16 protein-coding genes and 1 pseudogene are annotated in these 18272 nt (G+C 61.3%); 10 read left to right on the top strand and 7 right to left on the bottom strand.

The annotated features are described in order from the left end of the window. Positions 1 to 99: 99 nt before the first annotated feature. The 3 genes and pseudogenes from AC629_RS49815 to AC629_RS12450 form a co-directional block, all read right to left on the bottom strand. Positions 100 to 657 (bottom strand): annotated as a pseudogene (locus AC629_RS49815) (molybdopterin cofactor-binding domain-containing protein); the annotation flags it as partial. After that, positions 539 to 1660 carry a (2Fe-2S)-binding protein gene (locus AC629_RS48570; protein WP_245331827.1) on the bottom strand — a complete coding sequence of 374 codons (1122 nt, stop codon included), beginning with the start codon at positions 1658 to 1660 and terminating at the stop codon, positions 539 to 541. The pseudogene AC629_RS49815 and the gene AC629_RS48570, both read right to left, overlap by 119 nt. Then, positions 1657 to 2298, bottom strand: a complete 642-nt coding sequence (locus tag AC629_RS12450) for a TetR/AcrR family transcriptional regulator (protein ID WP_084805045.1) — start codon at positions 2296 to 2298, stop codon at positions 1657 to 1659. The genes AC629_RS48570 and AC629_RS12450 overlap by 4 nt, the downstream gene beginning before the upstream one ends. Before the next feature lie 503 nt (positions 2299 to 2801). On the opposite strand from AC629_RS12450, the gene tenA reads away from it, so the two are divergent. Then, entirely contained in the window at positions 2802 to 3476 is a 675-nt protein-coding gene (gene tenA, locus AC629_RS12445; protein ID WP_084805044.1) for a thiaminase II, read from the top strand. Positions 3477 to 3668: 192 nt separating this feature from the next. Here the strand turns inward: tenA and AC629_RS12440 are convergent, their stop codons facing one another. After that, complete coding sequence (locus AC629_RS12440; RefSeq protein ID WP_084805043.1) at positions 3669 to 4547, bottom strand: GNAT family N-acetyltransferase; 879 nt, start codon at positions 4545 to 4547, stop codon at positions 3669 to 3671. Between the two features lie 325 nt (positions 4548 to 4872). On the opposite strand from AC629_RS12440, the gene AC629_RS12435 reads away from it, so the two are divergent. The 3 genes from AC629_RS12435 to AC629_RS12425 all read left to right on the top strand — a co-directional run bounded on the left by AC629_RS12435 (position 4873) and on the right by AC629_RS12425 (position 7832). Then, a complete protein-coding gene (locus AC629_RS12435; RefSeq protein WP_084805042.1) occupies positions 4873 to 5796 on the top strand; it encodes a 2-hydroxyacid dehydrogenase in 924 nt (307 codons plus the stop codon). A gap of 12 nt (positions 5797 to 5808) precedes the next feature. Beyond that, positions 5809 to 6165 carry a cupin domain-containing protein gene (locus tag AC629_RS12430; RefSeq protein ID WP_027544597.1) on the top strand — a complete coding sequence of 119 codons (357 nt, stop codon included), beginning with the start codon at positions 5809 to 5811 and terminating at the stop codon, positions 6163 to 6165. 209 nt (positions 6166 to 6374) lie between these two features. Further along, complete coding sequence (locus tag AC629_RS12425) at positions 6375 to 7832, top strand: NAD-dependent succinate-semialdehyde dehydrogenase (protein ID WP_084805041.1); 1458 nt, start codon at positions 6375 to 6377, stop codon at positions 7830 to 7832. Positions 7833 to 7966: 134 nt separating this feature from the next. Here AC629_RS12425 and AC629_RS12420 read toward each other — a convergent pair whose 3' ends face one another. Next, a complete protein-coding gene (locus tag AC629_RS12420) occupies positions 7967 to 8656 on the bottom strand; it encodes a haloacid dehalogenase type II (protein WP_084805040.1) in 690 nt (229 codons plus the stop codon). A 343-nt stretch (positions 8657 to 8999) separates the two neighbouring features. Between AC629_RS12420 and AC629_RS12415 the strand changes: the two genes are divergently transcribed. Beyond that, positions 9000 to 10376: an aspartate aminotransferase family protein gene (locus AC629_RS12415; protein WP_084805039.1), complete on the top strand. Its 1377-nt coding sequence runs from the start codon at positions 9000 to 9002 to the stop codon at positions 10374 to 10376. A 16-nt stretch (positions 10377 to 10392) separates the two neighbouring features. Here AC629_RS12415 and AC629_RS12410 read toward each other — a convergent pair whose 3' ends face one another. Continuing rightward, a complete protein-coding gene (locus tag AC629_RS12410; protein ID WP_084805038.1) occupies positions 10393 to 10869 on the bottom strand; it encodes an Lrp/AsnC family transcriptional regulator in 477 nt (158 codons plus the stop codon). Between the two features lie 106 nt (positions 10870 to 10975). Next, entirely contained in the window at positions 10976 to 12301 is a 1326-nt protein-coding gene (locus tag AC629_RS12405; RefSeq protein WP_084805037.1) for an NAD(P)/FAD-dependent oxidoreductase, read from the bottom strand. Positions 12302 to 12464: 163 nt separating this feature from the next. Here AC629_RS12405 and AC629_RS12400 point away from each other — a divergent pair, with 163 nt between their 5' ends. The 5 genes from AC629_RS12400 to AC629_RS12380 all read left to right on the top strand — a co-directional run bounded on the left by AC629_RS12400 (position 12465) and on the right by AC629_RS12380 (position 18258). Continuing rightward, on the top strand, positions 12465 to 12674 hold the full coding sequence (locus AC629_RS12400; RefSeq protein ID WP_084805036.1) for a hypothetical protein: 210 nt from the start codon (positions 12465 to 12467) through the stop codon (positions 12672 to 12674). A gap of 283 nt (positions 12675 to 12957) precedes the next feature. Further along, positions 12958 to 14649, top strand: coding sequence for an ABC transporter ATP-binding protein (locus AC629_RS12395; RefSeq protein WP_084805035.1), 1692 nt, complete (start codon positions 12958 to 12960; stop codon positions 14647 to 14649). After that, positions 14646 to 16316, top strand: a complete 1671-nt coding sequence (locus AC629_RS12390; RefSeq protein ID WP_084805034.1) for a peptide ABC transporter substrate-binding protein — start codon at positions 14646 to 14648, stop codon at positions 16314 to 16316. The genes AC629_RS12395 and AC629_RS12390 overlap by 4 nt, the downstream gene beginning before the upstream one ends. A gap of 74 nt (positions 16317 to 16390) precedes the next feature. After that, positions 16391 to 17341 carry an ABC transporter permease gene (locus tag AC629_RS12385; protein WP_084805033.1) on the top strand — a complete coding sequence of 317 codons (951 nt, stop codon included), beginning with the start codon at positions 16391 to 16393 and terminating at the stop codon, positions 17339 to 17341. A gap of 38 nt (positions 17342 to 17379) precedes the next feature. Continuing rightward, positions 17380 to 18258, top strand: a complete 879-nt coding sequence (locus tag AC629_RS12380) for an ABC transporter permease (RefSeq protein WP_084805032.1) — start codon at positions 17380 to 17382, stop codon at positions 18256 to 18258. The last annotated feature ends 14 nt before the right edge of the window (positions 18259 to 18272 follow it).

Raw genomic sequence — 18272 nt, 5'->3', positions numbered from 1 at the left:
CCCAGTCGTAAAGCCGCTGCCGGTTGGGATCGCGATCCAAAGCTTGCGCAAGTGAATCGGATCGATCTTCATCCGCAAAGCCGCTTCGTCGACCGCCTGCTCCAGCGCAAAGGCCATCGGCGGGCCGCCCGGGCCGCGGAACGGCGCGCCAGGCGGCAGATTGCTGAGCACGTCGAAGTCGACGAGCTCTTTCGCCTCGGCCGGATAGATCAGCCGCGCGAGGCCCGCGATCAATGAGTTCACCGCGGCGCCGGTGTCGGCATGGGCGGTGAGCGACAGCGCTTTCAGGCCGCCTTGTGCGGAAGGCAACAGGGACAGCTTCAATTCGGCCGCCGGTCGATAGCCGGCGACGGAAAGCTCCTCCTCGCGGTCGAACACCACGCGCACCGGCGCTTTCGCGGCACGCGCAAGCTCGATTGCGGCAATGGTCTCCAGGCCGAGGCTGCCCTTGGAGCCGAAACCGCCGCCGACGTGATCGGCGATCACACGCACCTTGTCGTGGGAAAGCTGATAGCGCTTGGCTATCTTCTCCATTGTCTCATGAACGGCCTGCGTGGAGACGTGCACGGTGAGCTGATCGCCGTCGAACTTCGCCACTGCGGCATGCGGCTCGAGGCACGCGTGCTGCTGCGTGGAGACGCGGAAGGTCTCTTCCACCAGAAGCGGGTTGCGTGCCTCGCGCGCCTCCGCTAGCCAGCCTTTCGCCTGTTTCGCCTTCTGCGAGAACGGCGCCGAGGGTCCACGCACATTGCCCTTCCACGACACCGGAGCACCGCCGGCGCCCTCGGACACATTGCCGGCGCGTTTGCGGTCCTTTTTTTTCGAACACGACGGGGGCGTCGTCACGACGCGCTGCATCGAGCCCGATCACCGCGGGCAATTCCTCGGACCTGAATCTGATCGCGGCGATCGCCTTGAGCGCGGTGCGGCGATCCCTGGCGGCGACGGCCGCGATCGGCGCGCCGACAAAGCGGACCATGTTATCCTCGCCGAGCAGCGAGACGGCCGCAGCGACGCCAGCGATGGCGCGCGCGGGTGCAAGGTCGAGGCCCGTGATCTTCGCATGCGCGAGGTGGGCGCGGAGGATGACGCCTTCGAACTGGCCGCTATGGCTGATATCGACAGTGTAGCGCGCCACTCCCGTCACCTTGTCGCGCGCTTCGAGGCGCGATGGGACCGGGTCGTTGCCGTCGAAGCGGCCCGCACAGACCTCCGCCACCGCGCGAAAAATCCCTTCATAGGCGCCGCAGCGGCAGAGATGTCCCGACAGCGCGGCGGCGATCTCCTCGCGCGAGGGCGTGGCCGTGCCCTTGGTCGCGCGCCAGCGGTCATGGAAGGCGGTGGCTTCCACGACAAAACCCGGCGTGCAGAAGCCGCATTGCAGGGCGTCGTGCGCCATGAAGGCCTTCTGCACCGGATGCAGGCCGTTGGCGCAGATGCCTTCAATCGTCGTCAGCGATTTGCCGCCGGCCGCATGCGCCGGCAACAGGCAGCTCACGACCGGCGCGCCGTCGAGCAGCACGGTGCAGGCGCCGCAGACGCCGGAGCCGCAGACGAGTTTCGTGCCGGTGAGACCGCCATCGCGGATGACGTCGATCATGAGCGCGTCCGGGTCGTCCGGTAGCGCTTGGGGGCGGCCATTGATGGTCGTGGTTGTCATTTTCGAACTCCCGTTTTGCGTGGGGATTTCTTTGCGACTGGCGCCATCGCGCCCGCGATCAGCATGCGCAGCATTGTTTCGAGCTGTTTCAGGAATGCGTCGACCGGCTGCATCGAGGGGTAAGCGGATTTGGTGCCGTGGATCGCCATCTCGACGCAGCGCGCGAGCTCTTCGACCGTCACGCCGCCGGCCAATTCAAGCTTTCGTGCGCGGCGGACGCGAGCGATCGTTGACGCAACCTCGGCGCCAAAACGCACCGAATAGGCCTGATAAAGGTCGCGCGCATGCGCAAGATGTTCGGAGAACAACTCGTCGAGATGCGGTGAAGCCTCAAGCGCCGCGAACAGCGCACCAAGCCTCGCGCCGATTTCGGCGACAAGAATATCGGAAAGGCTTGCGCCGGCTTCTTCCGCTGCCTTGGCCGCCGCGATCTCGGCGGCGAGCGCCTGCTCGTAGAGTCGCTCGATGCCCGCGCGAAACAGCGCTTCCTTGGAAGCGAAGTGATGATAGAGCGCCTGCCGCGTCAACCCGGCCTCTTCGGCCGCCTGTTCTATCGAGGAGCGACGAAAGCCGTGGCGGCGGAACACGCGCATGGCGGCATCCAGAATGCGGTCCTGGGGCGACTGCCTGACTTGCATTTGTCGAAATTTACAAAGTATGACGAAATGTCAAATCACGGTTTGATGACGGCGTGGTCTTGGCCGGAAGGCAACGAACCGGTGCAATGGGTTTTGACTGCGTTGGTCCGTCGCCTGCGCAATGGAGAGCGGGGCATGTTGGGATTCGACGCGATCCCGCGTCCAGCCATGCACCTTCCCCTCGTAAATGACGCCGTGTTCCTGCACTCGGATAAGCCGTTGAAATCGCGACAAATGCGACCGCCCTCCGAGCGCACTGTAAGCCCACAACGCAGTACGTTGTCGGGGCGGCCTCCACGCTGGGGATCGGGATAGGGCATGTGCCTTCTGTTCGTGATAACGAGAGAACGCAAGTTGGTCTCGACAATCCTAGCGAGCAACGGCAGGCGATTTCGGTGCCGGCCGATCGCGGCGACGTGTAGTGATCAACCTTCGCCCGGTTCGCTACGCTATCGGTAGCGAGCCAAAGACGTTCATGGGAAAGCAAGCCGGGGAAAAAAATCGTGGGTTTCTTCGAGCGTCTAAAGATAGGAGCATCCGGCGAATGGCGGGACTATACAGAGCATCCCTTCACGAACGGGCTGGCGGACGGCTCGCTTCCCGAAGCGGCGTTTCGTCACTACCTCGCTCAAGACTATTTATTCCTTGTCGAGTTTGCTCGCGCTTACGCGCTCTTGGTCTACAAGTCGCCCAAACTTGCCGACATGCGTGAAGCGGCGGCCGGCCTCTCGGCTATTCTTGACGTCGAGATGAACCTGCATGTGAAGCTCTGTGCTGGTTGGGGTCTTTCCGCGAGCGACCTTGAGCAAACCTCTCCCGCCATCGAGATGCTGGCCTACACACGCTACGTTCTCGACGCGGGAATGCGCGGTGATCTGCTGGCACTCAAGGTGGCACTTGCCCCCTGCGTGATCGGCTACGCGGAGATCGCAATGCGGCTCGCCTCGCGCCCCGATGCGAACGCTGCGAAAAACCCCTATCGCGTTTGGATCGCCGAGTACGCCGGCGTGCCATACCAGGAGGTCGCGATGAAAGCGCGGGCGCACCTGGAGCATCTCGCCAATCTCTACGCCACGCCGGCCCGCGAGGCAGAGCTGATTGCGATCTTCAAGGAAGCCACGCGACTCGAGGCAGACTTCTGGGAGATGGGCTGGCGCGCGGGCCAGCCCGTTGAATAGCCCTCGGCAATTATCAGGCTCTCAATCAGCGGCTCTGTCGGAGCATCTCCAACCGATGGGTGGGCGACGATTACATTCACCGCCACCAAAGTCGGTCTGGCGCCATCGAGCGGATTTGCTCCCGGAAGCGCCCACGATAGCGCCGTCAGGCTAGCCTCAGGCGCCTGGTTGAATCAGGCCACTTGCACAGCTTTAGCTCAATGCATGACCGGCCAATCCGTAGACCCACGGCTCGTTTTCCTTTCGGTTCAGGAACCGCCGTCCCTTGGACATGGTCGTGACTGTGTCGTTCATCCCGAGGCGGCTCTGTTGAAGAAAGTCCGCAAACAGACCCGTCTGCTCCCGCGTATCGACGCGAGCGAACCGTCCGGTGAGATCCTTCAGATGTACGGCCGTGAGATGGATCGCGTCACAATCATTGCTGGCGACGATGGGGCCGATTACATGACCGCGCCCGAATTCGCGCTTCATCGAATAACCGACGGTCTCTCGGCCGCGGCGCAGGACGCAGATTGACGCGCCTTCAGAAAGCAATGCAAGCAGCCTACGACGGCTGGTTCCGAACGCGCGTTCATCCAGTGCTGCGATTGCTTCAATATTCTCGGTGGACAGCGAGCTCAATTCGCCGTCCAGAACCGGCACCGGCGGGGGCGGTGAAACAACCTCCCCTTGCCACAGATACACGGTGGCTTCCTTTGTGAAGCCCAGCGAGAGATAAAGATGATACGCCGCGTCGGTCGAGTTGAGAGTCAGATTCCGGTCGCCACACCGCTCGAACACCTGCTCCATGAGCCATCGCCCGGTGCCTTGAGCCTGGGTTCGAGGCGATGTGATCACCAAGCCAATGGTCGCGAAATCGCGGCCATGTGGAAACCACATCGCGCTGCCGAAGACGCGTCCTATGCCATCAACGGCTACGATCCCATGACCTGCGCGGCGTAGGAAATCCCAATCCTTGGGGCGATGCGGCCAGCCAACCCCGGTCGAGAGTGCGTGGAGCAGCGTCACATCAACGTCGTTGATGTCTTTCGCGGCCAGCTCAAAGGACTTCACGCGTACCGTTCGTCCCATCTCAACTCGTCCGTTCCTTCGCGGGATGCCAGTCTCTTGCACATCGCGCCTTTTCTCTCCCGCCACAATAGGGCAGCGGGAGTATTTCGCCGCACTATCGCACGGAAACCCAGCAGGTTTCCCCTGTTTGGGCCTTCTTTTCGAAATCTTCGGCCTGTCTTGCAGCGCAATTCGGCAGGGAAAGCTCCGGCTCGCAGCTACCCTCTCGATGTTCGGCAAACTGCGCAGGCAGAGTGAGCCGCCGTGAATGCTCAAGAAAGTGTTGCGAGGCTAGTCGCTTTTCCCGGCGTCGTCGACACGCCAAGCTAGGCAGAGGCGTGCACCGATGGCATTTTTGTTCAATTCCGATGCTGCGAGGGCGGCAGTCTTCCGTCAGGTCTTTGCGCGCGAGCTCCCCGATCTGGAATTCCATCATTGCAGCGAGAGTTTCGACCCGGAAAAGGTGCGGTATCTCCTGACCTGGAACGTGCCCGACGATCTCTCGCGTTTTTGTAATCTGGAAGTGCTCTTCTCCATCGGCGCCGGGGTCGACCGATTCAAGTCGGAGACCATACCTGGCCACGTAAAGCTCGTGCGCATGGTCGAGGACGGCATCGTTCGCATGATGCAGGAATACGTCGTCCTTGGGGTGCTGACGCTGCATCGCGAGATGCTGGCCTATCGGGAGCGGCAGAGAAGGGGCGTTTGGCAAGCGCTAGCATCGTCCCAGGCGACTGATCGGCGTGTTGGCTTCCTCGGCCTTGGCATGTTGGCGCAAGCCGCGATAGACCGCTTGAGGCCTTTTCAATTTCCCCTTGCCGCCTGGAGCCGAAGCAAGAAGGTGGTCGAGGGTGTAACCTGTTTCCATGGCGCGGATCAGCTTGGCAATTTCCTGCAAGGAACTGATGTCCTCGTCTGTCTTCTTCCCCTGACGGAGCAAACAAGCGGCATCCTGAACGCAAGGCTCTTCTCGCTTTTGCCGGTGGGAGCGATGCTGCTGCATGTCGGCCGCGGCCCGCAGCTTGACCACGGTGCACTCATCGAGGCGCTCGACAGCGGGCGCCTGTCAGCCGCCATGCTTGACGTCACCGAGCCTGAGCCACTGCCGGAAAACCATCCACTCTGGTCGCATCCAAAGGTGATCATCACGCCGCATATCGCGTCCGTGACGCAACCGCATACCGCAGCACAATCCATCATAGAGAATATCCGCCGCCACCGCGCCGGACGAAATCCCATAGGTCTCGTCGATCGAACACTGGGCTACTAACAGGAAAAGTGCATGTCACTTCTGGTCACCATCGACACCAATCCAGACTTCGCTCCAAAGAACGCCTTGCCTGCTCCGGAACGGCTCATTTCTGGCAATCCATCGTTCAAGACCTGGGCCCAGGACGCCTCGAAAGGCGAGAAGGTGCTGACCGGCGTCTGGGAAGCAACGCCGGGCGAGACCCATTCCATCAAGGGCACCACCTTCGAGTTCTGCCACATACTCTCGGGGCTGATCGAAATCGAGGAAAAGGGCGGCGAGACCAGGAGGTACCGCGCCGGCGACAGCTTTGTGATGAAACCTGGCTTCGTCGGGGTCTGGCGCACGATCGAAACCGTGCGGAAGATCTACGTCTGCCATTATGACTGAGACGATGCTGAGGGCAGCACAATCAAGCGGCCCTCAGAATATTCGACCTCCGGGGCCGCGCCTGACCAGATTCAACGCGGCCAGACACTTCATTCTTAATGAAAAATGCGGCGTGCGGTCCTGTACTGCTCGCATGAGACGGCTTCGTCTCGCCACTCGCAAATCAGGCAGTGATGGCGAGGTCGGGCCCGAAGGCAAGGAGCAAGCCCATGATTGCGTTGAAGGACAAGGATCTGTTTCGCCAGCAAGCGCTGATCGGAGGCGATTGGCGGGATGCGAGCACGAAAGCCACCGTTGATGTGATCGATCCTGCGAGCCAGAAAGTTCTTGGCACCATCCCCGATATGGGCCGAGACGAGACAAGGACAGCAATCGACGCCGCAGCCGCCGCGTTCAAGCATTGGAAGACAAAGGCTCATGCAGAGCGTGCTGCGCTGCTGGAGCGCTGGTATGAGCTCATGCGGTCTCATGAGCAGGATTTGGCGCTTCTGCTGACGCTTGAACAGGGCAAGCCGCTTGCTGAAGCGCTCGGAGAGATCCGTTACGGGGCATCCTTCATCAAATGGTTTGCGGAAGAAGCCCGCCGCATCAACGGATCGACGATCCCCGCGCCCACTGTCGATCGCCGCATTCTGGTTCTGAAAGAGGCGGTCGGCGTCTGCGGGATCATCACACCCTGGAATTTCCCAAATGCGATGATCACGCGCAAGGTGGCACCAGCGCTCGCTGCGGGTTGCACAGTCGTCATCAAGCCGTCTGAATTCACGCCCTTTTCAGCTCTCGCCATCGCTGTTCTGGCTGAGCGCGCCGGAATTCCGGCGGGCGTGATCAACATCGTGACGGGCATGCCGGCGGATATCGGTCAGGAGCTGATGGCCAACGAAACCGTCCGCAAGATCTCGTTCACCGGATCGACCCGCGTCGGCGCTTTGTTGATGAGAGGCGCTGCCGACAACATCAAGAGGCTCAGCCTCGAGCTCGGCGGCAATGCGCCGTTCATCGTCTTTGACGATGCGGATCTCGACCGGGCCGTCGAGGGCGCGATCGCGTCGAAGTTCCGCAACGGTGGGCAGACCTGCGTCTGCTGCAATCGCATTCTCGTGCAATCAGGCATCTACGATGCCTTTGCACAGAAGCTCGCCAGCCAGGTCGCGAAAATGAAGGTCGGGGCCGGCACCGAAGAGGGGGTCGCAATCGGGCCGATGATCAACGGCGCGGCGATCGAGAAGATCAAGCGGCACGTCATGGACGCCCTTGATAAGGGCGCGAAGATCATCTCGCAGAGTGAAATGGTGCCAGAAGGGCGGCAATATGCCCGGCCTCTCGTGCTCGGCGGCGCGACGACTGAGATGCTGCTCGCTTCGGAGGAGACCTTCGGGCCGGTGGCTCCGCTTTTCAGGTTCGAGACCGAGGACGAGGCGATTGCAATCGCAAACGGTACGCCGTTCGGCCTTGCCGCCTATTTCTACACTGAAAACCTCAAGCGCTCATGGCGTGTTGCCGAGGCGCTGGAGTTCGGCATGGTCGGCTTGAACACCGGCCTGATCTCAACTGAGGTTGCGCCGTTCGGTGGCGTCAAGCAGTCGGGCCTTGGACGGGAGGGATCCCAGCTCGGGATCGAAGAATATCTCGAGACCAAGGCGCTCCATGTCGGCGGATTGGACTGAGCGGTCGTCCAATCTGCAGCTGAAACAAGAAAAGGGGGCGGCTGAACCGCCCCCTTTTTTCCTTTACAGCGTAGATCTCTATTGAGGTTTTACAAGAACTGAAGTGTCGCGAAAGATCCCGAAAAGAACCGCGCTCAGGCGCTTTTGCGCAGGGGCTCGAGGCCGACTGCCGCAGCTAGCCCTCCGATGTCAGCGACCTCGGTGTATTCATAGAAGGGGTTCGCGGGCTCGTGACCGCGGTTCACCCAGACCTTGCTCTTGATGCCGAGATCGTAGGCCGTCATCAGGTCGTAGCGGAAGGAGGAGGAGACGTGGGTAATGTCTTCCGGCCCGCAGCCCAGCTTGTCCAGCATATATTCGAAACCCTTCATGTGCGGCTTGTAGGCGCCGGTTTCCTCCGCCGTGATGACCATGTGGAAGGGAGCGCCGAGCTTTTCGACGTTCGACATGATGAGATTCTTCATCGAATTCGACAGGATGACCAGCGGAATCTCCCTGGCAACTTTGGCCAGGCCTGCCGGAACGTCGGCATGCGGACCCCATGTGTGGACCTCTTCATTGATGCGCTGAGCATGCTCCGGCCGAAACACGATGCCGTTGCGCTTGCACGCGCGCTCCAGCGCATTGTGCACGACCTCGAAGTACGGCTTCCAGGCGCCGAGGACCTCGTCCAGGCGGTAGGCTGAAAAATCCTTGATCAGCTTTGCCATGGCCATCGACGAGAGCTCGGAGCCATAGACTCTCCTTGCCGCGCCGGCCATGTCGAAATTGGTCAGCGTGCCGTAGCAGTCGAAGGTGATGTATTTCGGTCTAAACGTTGCCATGGCTCGATCCTTTTCGGTCCTCACGCACCGTGCTCCGGTACGACAGGGATCATAGCGGGCAGACGACCGGATAAAGCACCGCTGTCGCGGTGACTGGGAGCAGATTGTGTCGTACCGGATCGGAGCTGTGGCAGAGAGTTGTGCGAAAAGGCCCCTCCGACGTGAGCGCCAAAGACTGGCGCAGGCCGATGCCGGCATAAGATGCGGCGCCGATCGTCAATGACAGTCAAAATGTCCTTCGTCCGTGTTCAGCCTGGGAGCAGCTGCTGTCTTGGTCATCCTACGTTGATTGCGAAAACATCGGGGTGGCCGCACAAGTGTTGCGGTTGATCTGGAGGACAACATGTTGAGCAACTCGCTGATTGAACTCGATCGCGCGCATCTGATTCATCCGGTCTCATCGTATCGCAGCCACGAGGCGACTGGCGTCCGCGTGTTGAAGTCAGGCAGGGGCGCGACGCTGACCGATGTCTCGGGCCGTCAATTGCTGGACGGCTTCGCCGGTCTGTGGTGTGTCAATGCGGGCTACGGACAGGACAGCATCGTTGAAGCGGCTTCGAGGCAGCTCCGCGAACTGCCTTATGCGACGGGCTATTTCGGGTTGGGCTCCGACCCGGCCATCCGGCTCGCCGCAAGGCTGGCTGAATTGGCGCCTGGCGATCTGAACCATGTCTATTTCACCTTGGGCGGCTCCGATGCCGTCGACAGCACGATCCGGTTCATTCGGTACTATTATCATGCCAAGCGTACGCCACAGAAGGATCAGTTCATTTCCGTCGAGTCTGGCTACCATGGATCGTCGACGGCAGGGGCCGGGTTGACGGCGCTGCCGGCCTTTCATGCGGGCTTCGGCGTGCCATACAACTGGCAGCACAAAATCCCGTCGCATTATGCTTATCGCAATCCTGTCGGGTCCCATCCCCAGGCTATCATCGATGCGTCGGTCGCGGCCCTGCGGGCGAAAGTTGCCGAACTAGGCGCGGATCGCGTTGCCGCCTTCTATGTCGAGCCGATACAGGGCTCGGGAGGCGTCCTCGTTCCGCCGCCGTCCTGGCTGAAGGCCATGCACGCTGTTTGCAAGGAGCATGACATTCTGTTCGTTGCCGACGAGGTCATCACCGGCTTTGGCCGTGTCGGTCCTCTCTTCGCCTGTGAAGAGGATGACGTCGTGCCGGATCTCATGACCACGGCAAAGGGACTGACCTCGGGTTATGTGCCGATGGGGGCCGTTCTGATGTCCGACCGTGTCTACAACACCATTGCCGATGGTGCCGGCAAGGCGGCCGTGGGCCACGGTTACACCTATTCCGCCCATCCCGTCAGCGCGGCCGTCGGACTTGCTTGCCTTGATCTTTATGAAAACGGCTTGCTGGAAAACGGCCGGAAGGCCGGGCATCGGCTCATGGAGGGTCTTCGCGCGCTCGCCGATCATCCGCTTGTCGGCGATGTCAGGGGTCGCGGTATGCTGGCCGCAATCGAGCTTGTCACCGACAAGGAACGCAAGACGCCCCTGCCGACGGAAGCCGACGCGGCGCGCCGCATTTTTGACCGCGCTTGGGACAACGGTCTCGTCATCCGTGCCTTCGCGCAAGGCGTGCTGGGCTATGCGCCGCCGCTGTGCTGCACGGATGCGGACATCGACGGCATCATCGAGCGAACCAGGAAGACGCTCGACCAGACGCTCGAAGACAAGGACGTTCGCGCGGCCATGATAGGTTGAGGATCGAGCCTGTCCTCTAGCCGTTGAATATGCTTTCGAGAGGCAAATGAGATTTCACGATCGGCGACTTCAGCACGACGAAGCTGAAGTATTTGTCGATGCCGATATCCATCTCGACCAGGCGCTCCATGACCGCCTGGTATTCGCTGATCCCTGCCGTGATGAATTTCACGAGATAATCGTACCCGCCCGAAACGAGATGGCATTCGACGACGGAATCGATCTTTTCGATCGTTGTAAGGAAGCGCGCGAAATCGATCTGCCGGTGATTCTTGAGGGTGATTTCGGCGAAGACAGTCAGAGTTTGACCGAGCTTGGCAACGTCGATCTGGGCGGAATAGCCGGTGATGAAGCCCTCCGACTGGAGCCTCTTGACCCGCATCAGGCACGGGCTCGGGGATAGGTTTATAAGCTCTGCGAGCTCGACGTTGGAAATCCGCCCGTTCTTCTGCAGTTCGCATAAAATCCTGATGTCGATCTTATCGAGCTTCATAGCAATGCCATGAGATGGGGCCGACAACGGCGACAAGGCTTTAGCGTCATATGCGTTGTCATAACACCAACCAGCATTTTTTCCCACCGGGGGCGGAAACTGGATTCTAGAAGTCGCTGACCTTGCCCCAGGCGCTCATTTTCAACCGCTCCGGCCTGTAAGGGCGCGGGTCGACGATTGGCGCGCTGCCTGTAATGATGTCTGCGATCATATGCCCGGCGCCAGGGCCGATCCCGAAGCCGTGGCCGCTGAACCCTGCGGCCAGGATGAAACCTGGAATCGACTGAACTTCGCCGATTGCGGGGATGCCGTCTGGCGTGCTGTCGATGTAGCCGGCCCAGACATTCGAGATTTCGAGGTGCTCAAGTTCCGGCAGCAGCTTGCAAGCTCGTCGATGCGTCGCCCGAATTTGCTTCATGTCGGGGCGAGGATCGAGCGTGCGGTTCAGCTCCATTGGAGTCACCTCATCCAGCCTCCATTTAGCCAGGGTTTCATGGCCCTGCCGCAGCCCTTCGAAAGCCCCAGGGCTGAGACTTCGCCACCGGCGGGCGAACATGGGCAGGAATTCGCGGCCGAATCTGAATTGCTGCGGCGTGGCGTCGACTCGCGCGCGCCCGCTGATAGCGAGCGTGTATCCGCCATTGCCCCGCCGGGTGAGCGAGACGAGCCCGGTGTAAAGAGCATCAGGCAGGCCGGCGGCGCCAGGAGCGACGGCGAGAATGGACTGGCGCACGGATGCCTGCGGGAAACGAATTCCCAACTGGTTGCAGAACGAAGAGGCCCATGCGCCTCCCGCCATGACCGCCGTTTTCGTCCGGATCGTGCCGGCTTCGGTCACCACGCCGCTGACCCGGCCGCCACTGAGCTCCAAGCCGCGCGCCGCGCATTGCTGGTGTACCGTGCCGCCCGCCGCCATGATCGCACGCGCGGCGATGGGCACCGCCTTTGAGGTATCTGCCGTCCCATCGGTCGGAGAGAAGACACCGCTTTTCCATTTGCGGCCCGTCGCCTTGCCTCGCTCGTTGGCTTCTTCCGCACTCAACATGTGCGTCGTGACGCCCACTGTCCTGGCGAAGTCTCGCCACTTGGCCCAGCCCTCCAGCTCACTTTCGTCGTTCGACAAATACAACAGGCCGCAGCGGCGAAAACCCGTATCTTCACCGGTCTCCTCGGCAACTCTCTCCCAGAGATCGAGGCTCTTGGTTGCAAGCGGTAACTCGCGCGCGTCGCGGTTCTGTTGCCGGCACCATCCCCAGTTGCGGCTGGACTGCTCGGCGGCGACGCGGCCCTTCTCAAGCAAGGCAACCTTGAGGCCGCGACGGGCGAGGTAGTAGCTTGCGAATACGCCCACGACACCGCCGCCGATAACGACGACGTCCGCTTCACGAGGCAGGGATGGACTGGATTCGATATGCAGGAGCGGCGCGCTCATCGGACTGGGATCTCCGGAGGTTGCCGTAGCGTAACCGAGGAATTGCGGCAGGCCCCGCGGACTTTGGTCATGAGACCGAATATCCTGCGGTTTACTGCCTTTGACACAGGCTATTATTGCGAAAATACTTTGCTTGCGTTGCAGCTTGCAGGCGGCGAGACCGATGCACGTGCTCCTGCAAGCCATCGCGCGCTTCCCGGCAAGCGCCACGGCAGGCCTGGCGGCGCAGACTGAAATGCCAAATCGGACTTCGTTTTCAGAAGTTCCTGCTGCTTCGATGCCGGCTTTCGGCGACTCCGGGCTGATTCAAATCGTCAAGATCGGCAGAATCAGTCGATCGATCGGCGAAAGTCCGCGGAGGCAACTTGCATGAGCCGTGTCCAGGAGCAGGCCTTCGCAGAAGCGATCAAGTCATGACGTGGATGTCAGCTGAGCTTCGCTTTGATCGATATGGCCGATCGGGTCGGCGCTGCGCTCTGAGCAACAGCTCTTGCTTCTTGCGCGAAGAGGCCTGAATCATGTCGCAGCCTCCAATGAAGGAATGGCAAGTTGAGCGGCGAATTATCGACCTGTCCAGGGAGCGTGGAGGCGCAAGGAGCCGAAGGCGCCGGCCGCAGCAAGATGACGGCATTGGCTTGAAAGGGGAGGATGCTCTTATGGCCTCTGGCATCCAGGTGGCAAGCCCCGCTGATGTCGCGCTGTCGGTGCGCGAGCTGACCGTGAGTCTGCCTGAAGGAATGGAGCGGGCCCACGCCGTCGTGAACATCTCCTTCGATCTGAAACGTGGACAGATTCTCTGTATCATCGGGGAATCCGGATCGGGCAAGTCCGTCACCGCCAACGCGATCATGGGGCTTCTGCCGAAGGCGATCCGGGTCTCTGCCGGTGCCATCCACCTGGATGGGACGAACATCGTGAGCCTCTCGCCCGACAAGCTCCGAAGCCTGCGCGGCCGCGTCGTTTCAATGATCTTTCAAGACCCTCTCTCGGCGCTCAACCCGGTGATGACCGTGGGCGCGCAGATCGAGGAGGTGATGGCTGCACACGATGTCGGCACGCCGGCCTCCCGTCGCAGCAGGGCCATCGACCTGTTGATTGAAGTGGGTCTGCCCGATCCGCAGCTCATGTATCACCAGTATCCATTCCGGCTTTCGGGCGGACAGCGGCAGCGCGTGATGATCGCCATGGCTCTGGCTCTGGAGCCCGCGATCCTGATTGCAGACGAGCCGACCACCGCACTGGACGTGACGACCCAGGCGCAGATCCTCAAATTGATCCGCGACATTCAGCGCCGCAAGGGGATGAGCGTCATGTTCATCACCCATGACTTCGGCGTCGTGGCCGAGATCGCCGACTACGTTGTGGTGATGGAGAAAGGCCATTGCGTGGAGCAGGGCAGTGCCGAGCAGGTGCTGAAGTCGCCCGGCCACCTCTATACGCGGCGCCTGATCGCGGCCGTGCCCCACCTGACCGGCACGAACCGTGCTCCCTTGGACGCTGCCGAGAGGCGCCCCATCCTGAAGGTTGAATGCCTTGTAAAGACCTATCGCAGCGGCAGCGCACTTTTCCGTACGCAGCGCATCGTGCCCGCGGTCAATGGCATCACCTTCGATCTCACGTTGGGGCGCACGCTGGGCGTCGTCGGCGAAAGCGGCTCGGGGAAATCGTCGCTCGGCCGACTGCTGATCAAGCTTATGGAGAGCGACAGCGGCTCGATCCTGTTCGAGGGCCGCGACCTTGCTCAGCTTTCCGAAGCCAAGTTCCGGCCGCTGCGGCCAAAAATCCAGATGATCTTCCAGGATCCTTTTGCCTCGCTCAATCCGCGATCGACGGTCGGGCAAATTCTGACAGTTGGTCCGGTCGCGCATGGGATGCGCTACAGTGAAGCCTGCGAGCGGGCGCGGGAGCTTCTGTTCCATGTCGGTCTCGATTCGGGAGCCTTCGATCGCTATCCACACGAGTTCTCCGGCGGGCAGCGCCAACGCATCGGCATCGCCCGGGCGCTGATGTTCAAGCCGAAGCTGCTGATCGCTGACGAGGCCGTTTCAGCGCTCGACGTATCGATCCAGGCGCAGATCCTGAAGCTGCTGGACCAGATTCAGCGCGAGACCGGCGTCTCGATGATCTTCATCACGCATGATCTGCGCGTCGCCAGCCAGATCTGCGATGAAATCGCGGTCATGCATCGAGGACAAATCGTGGAACGCGGACCGCCATCCCAGATCTTTCTCGCCCCGAAATCCAGTTACACGCGAGAACTCGTGGCGGCGATCCCGGGCGAACAGCCCGGAAGCATGCTCGAACATGAAGGCTACGTCGAGTACCCCAAGCAAGGAGAGACGTTATGACCAAGCGTTCTGCGGATTCATCGAACTACTCGCGGCGCGACGCCCTCCGAATGGTGGCGTTCGGCGGAGCTGCTGTCTTCATCACGCCGAACCTTCTTGGCGAGCCGGCCTTCGCACGTACCTCTGCGGCAAAGCCGACCGGCCGCGTGATCGTCGGGCTCGGACAAGAGCCGACCGTCTTCAATCCGCTGATGGTGCACATCGAAGTCGATGATGGCGTGCATTTCTCGGTCTTCGATGCGCTCTTCCGCATCGATCCGCAGGGCGTCATTCAACCCAACCTTGCGGTGGAAGTGCCTGACCTGAAGAATGGCGGAATTTCGGAGGACGGTCTCAAATGGCGCATCCGCCTGCGTGACGACGTTCGCTGGCACGACGGCACGCCGTTCAGCGCCGAGGACGTGAAGTTCACGCTCGAGCTGATCGTGAACCCCAACTTCCGGAGTTGGCGCACCGCCGGACACGCTCTCGTGCGCGACATCACGGTGGTCTCGCCGACGGAGATCTCGTGGCGAATGGAAGAGCCCTTCGCGCCCTATTTGTCCTTCCTGACCGAAACCTTCATCGTCCCCAAGCACATCCTCGAGAAGGAGGCTAATCCGAACAATGCCGCCTTCAATCAGGCGCCGGTCGGCACCGGTCCGTTCAAGTGGGGCCAGCGGGTCGCCGGCGATCATCTCGAGCTTGTAGCTAACCCCGACTATTTCGGTGAAGGTCCTCACATCGAGAGGCTGGTCTTCAAATACATTCCCGATCTCACCGTCCTCTACACCCAATTCAAGAGCGGCGACGTTGATCTGGTGGGTCAGCCCTACATCACCCCTGACCACTACGGGGAAGCCAAGACGCTGCCGAACCGCGTCGTGACCCTCGTCCCAAGGACCTCGTTCGAATCCTTCTACCTGAACCTCGAGCGCCCGCAGTTCAAGGAGCTTGCCGTTCGCGAGGCGCTATACGCGGCGATCGACAAGGAGGCGATCATCCAGGGGCTCTATTATGGAGTGCCGACACCGACAGAGACGTTCATGCCGAGGCAGTCCTTCTTCTTCAACGCCAACCTGCCCCTGCAACAATTCGACGTGAATCGCGCGGGCAAGATTCTCGATCAGGCCGGCTGGGCAAAGGGCGCGGACGGCATTCGTGCCAAGAACGGCGTTCGCCTGTCCTTCACCAATTCGACCACGTCCGGCGATCCCCTGCGCGAACAGGTGCAGCAGTTCCTGCAGCAAACGTTTGCGCAACTGGGCGTCGAGATGAAGATATCGAACCTGCCCGCTGCCGTGATGTGGGGTGAGTTCTGGACGCAATCGCAATTCGATTCCGTGATCGTCGGCAGCTCGTATCTGATCGGCGCCGACCCGGATGTCACCAATCGCCTGCACTCCCGTTCGATCGCTGTGAAAGGCGGTCGCGGCTCGAACAATGCGCAGTACAACAATCCGGAGGTCGATGCCCTGCTCGACAAGGGCGCGCGGACCTTCGATCCTGAAGCCCGGCGCGCGATCTACTCTCGCGTCCAGGAACTTGTCCGTCGCGATCTCCCCTTCCTGCCGTTGTACCAGAGCAATGCGGTCGAAGGCCTCAAGAAGGGGATCAACGGTTTCGTGCCGAATGGCAATACGCGCACGGAATCCTGGAACGCGCTGGCCTGGTATTGGGCGAGCTGATGTTCTGCCGGCCGAGGCCCGTGTGGCCGAGGTCGGCGCTGGAGTGATGCTGCAACGCCAACATGGTGACTCGAATGTCCGGGTTCCTGCTCAATCGTCTCTCGCAGAGCATCGTGCTGCTGGTGATCGTCTCGATCATCGGCTTCACGGTTCTCAATCTCATGCCGGGCGGCCCTCTCGCGCAGTTCGGGCTCGATCCGGGCATGACGCAGAAGGATGTGGAGCGGCTCGCAGCGCAGCTCGGGTTGAACCGGCCCCTATGGATACAGTATCTCGATTGGGCCTGGCGGCTGCTCCAGGGCGATTGGGGACATTCGTTCCGCGACGGCTCTTCGGTGCTGGCGGTGATTGGTCGACACTTGCTGGCGACGCTACTGCTGATGGGCACGTCCACCGCATTTGCGATCGCGGTCGGTGCCTGGATCGGAATCCGCGGCGCCACCCACCGCTATTCCCTGTTTGACTACTGCGCAACAGCCGGCGCCATGGTCGCCCTGTCGGTCCCGACTTTCTGGTTCGGCCTCATCGGCATTTATATCTTCACCCTGAAGCTCGGGTGGGTTCCTGCAGGTAACATGTACACGATCGGCGACGGCTCGGTGCTGGACTATCTGCATCATCTGATCCTGCCGAGCCTGGTGCTCTCGCTCGTTCACGTCGCGATCTGGAGCCGCTACATGCGCACGGCGACACTCGACGCGTTGAGTCAGGATTTCGTCAAGACGGCGCGGGCCAAGGGCGTCAGCGAGCGCCGCATCTTGCTGAAGCATGTCGTCGGCAATGCATTGCTGCCGATGATCACGCTGGCAGGGATGCAGCTGCCCAGCATTCTGACCGGCGCATTGGTCACAGAGACGGTCTTTACGTGGCCCGGAATGGGTCGGCTGTTTCTCGATAGTCTCGGTTACAGCGACTATCCGGTCGTGATGGGGCTGCTGATCTTCTCGGCCGTCCTGGTCGTGTTGGGCAACCTGATCGCAGACATCATCATCGCCACCGTCGACCCGCGCATTCGCCTGGGCTGAGCCCGCGGACTCATGCCTGATAACAGGAGGCAGCAGATATGACCGTCATCGCCGCGCACGCTACTCCAACTCGCTGGTGGCACAGCCGTGCGGTGTACCGCTTCATGCGCCATCATCTGGCGCTCGTTGGGATCGCGATGATCACCCTGCTCGTGCTGGCGTGCGTCATCGGCCCCTATGCGTTGCCTTACGACTCACTCCACATCGATCTGCGCGCCCGCTTCGCTCCACCTCTTAGCGGTCACCATTATCTCGGCACCGACCCTCTCGGACGTGACTTGGCCGCACGGCTCTTGATGGCAGGGCGCATCTCGCTGCTGGTGGGAGTCTCCGCGATGCTGTTGTCGACGCTGATCGGCACCCTGGTTGGCGTGACGGCGGGCTATCGCGGCGGTTGGGTCGGGGCGGCGTTGATGCGCACCGTGGACGGCTTCCTGTCCTATCCCTCGATCTTCCTCGTCCTGGCGCTGGCCGCGACGCTGCGGCCGAGTCCCGTCATGATCACCGTCATCATTGCCGTCACGAGCTGGATGGAGACTGCCAGGATTGTCGAGGCCGAAGTCCGCTCGCTGCGCGAGCGCGAGTTTGTCCAGGCTGCCCGCATGGTGGGGCTCAGCGGGAAGCATATCATGTTCCGCGAGATCTTGCCCAATGCCATGGGTCCAATCATCGTCGCCGCAAGCTTGGCGGTCGCCCGCGCAATTCTGCTGGAAGCCTATATCAGCTTCCTCGGCTACGGCATCCAGCCGCCACTGCCGAGCTGGGGCAACATGCTCAACGGCGCGCAGCAGTATCTGGCGAGCGCTCCATGGCTCGCCATCATTCCCGGTGCCGCGATTACAATTGCGGTGACGAGCTTCAATTTCATCGGCGATGGCTTGCGAGATGCCCTCGACGTTCGAAACGACCACATCTGATATTTCGAGCCGGG

Source organism: Bradyrhizobium sp. NAS80.1 (assembly GCF_001908205.1).
Classification (GTDB): Bacteria; Pseudomonadota; Alphaproteobacteria; order Rhizobiales; family Xanthobacteraceae; genus Bradyrhizobium.
This window is presented reverse-complemented; position numbering and strand designations above follow the sequence as displayed.

Coding starts and splice junctions, on each gene's coding strand:
- AC629_RS48570 (WP_245331827.1), bottom strand. CDS start 1,660: ATGACAACCACGACCATCAATGGCCGCCCCCAAGCGCTACCGGACGAC.
- AC629_RS12450 (WP_084805045.1), bottom strand. CDS start 2,298: ATGCAAGTCAGGCAGTCGCCCCAGGACCGCATTCTGGATGCCGCCATG.
- AC629_RS12440 (WP_084805043.1), bottom strand. CDS start 4,547: ATGGGACGAACGGTACGCGTGAAGTCCTTTGAGCTGGCCGCGAAAGAC.
- AC629_RS12435 (WP_084805042.1), top strand. CDS start 4,873: ATGGCATTTTTGTTCAATTCCGATGCTGCGAGGGCGGCAGTCTTCCGT.
- AC629_RS12430 (WP_027544597.1), top strand. CDS start 5,809: ATGTCACTTCTGGTCACCATCGACACCAATCCAGACTTCGCTCCAAAG.
- AC629_RS12425 (WP_084805041.1), top strand. CDS start 6,375: ATGATTGCGTTGAAGGACAAGGATCTGTTTCGCCAGCAAGCGCTGATC.
- AC629_RS12420 (WP_084805040.1), bottom strand. CDS start 8,656: ATGGCAACGTTTAGACCGAAATACATCACCTTCGACTGCTACGGCACG.
- AC629_RS12415 (WP_084805039.1), top strand. CDS start 9,000: ATGTTGAGCAACTCGCTGATTGAACTCGATCGCGCGCATCTGATTCAT.
- AC629_RS12410 (WP_084805038.1), bottom strand. CDS start 10,869: ATGAAGCTCGATAAGATCGACATCAGGATTTTATGCGAACTGCAGAAG.
- AC629_RS12405 (WP_084805037.1), bottom strand. CDS start 12,301: ATGAGCGCGCCGCTCCTGCATATCGAATCCAGTCCATCCCTGCCTCGT.
- AC629_RS12400 (WP_084805036.1), top strand. CDS start 12,465: ATGCACGTGCTCCTGCAAGCCATCGCGCGCTTCCCGGCAAGCGCCACG.
- AC629_RS12395 (WP_084805035.1), top strand. CDS start 12,958: ATGGCCTCTGGCATCCAGGTGGCAAGCCCCGCTGATGTCGCGCTGTCG.
- AC629_RS12390 (WP_084805034.1), top strand. CDS start 14,646: ATGACCAAGCGTTCTGCGGATTCATCGAACTACTCGCGGCGCGACGCC.
- AC629_RS12385 (WP_084805033.1), top strand. CDS start 16,391: ATGTCCGGGTTCCTGCTCAATCGTCTCTCGCAGAGCATCGTGCTGCTG.
- AC629_RS12380 (WP_084805032.1), top strand. CDS start 17,380: ATGACCGTCATCGCCGCGCACGCTACTCCAACTCGCTGGTGGCACAGC.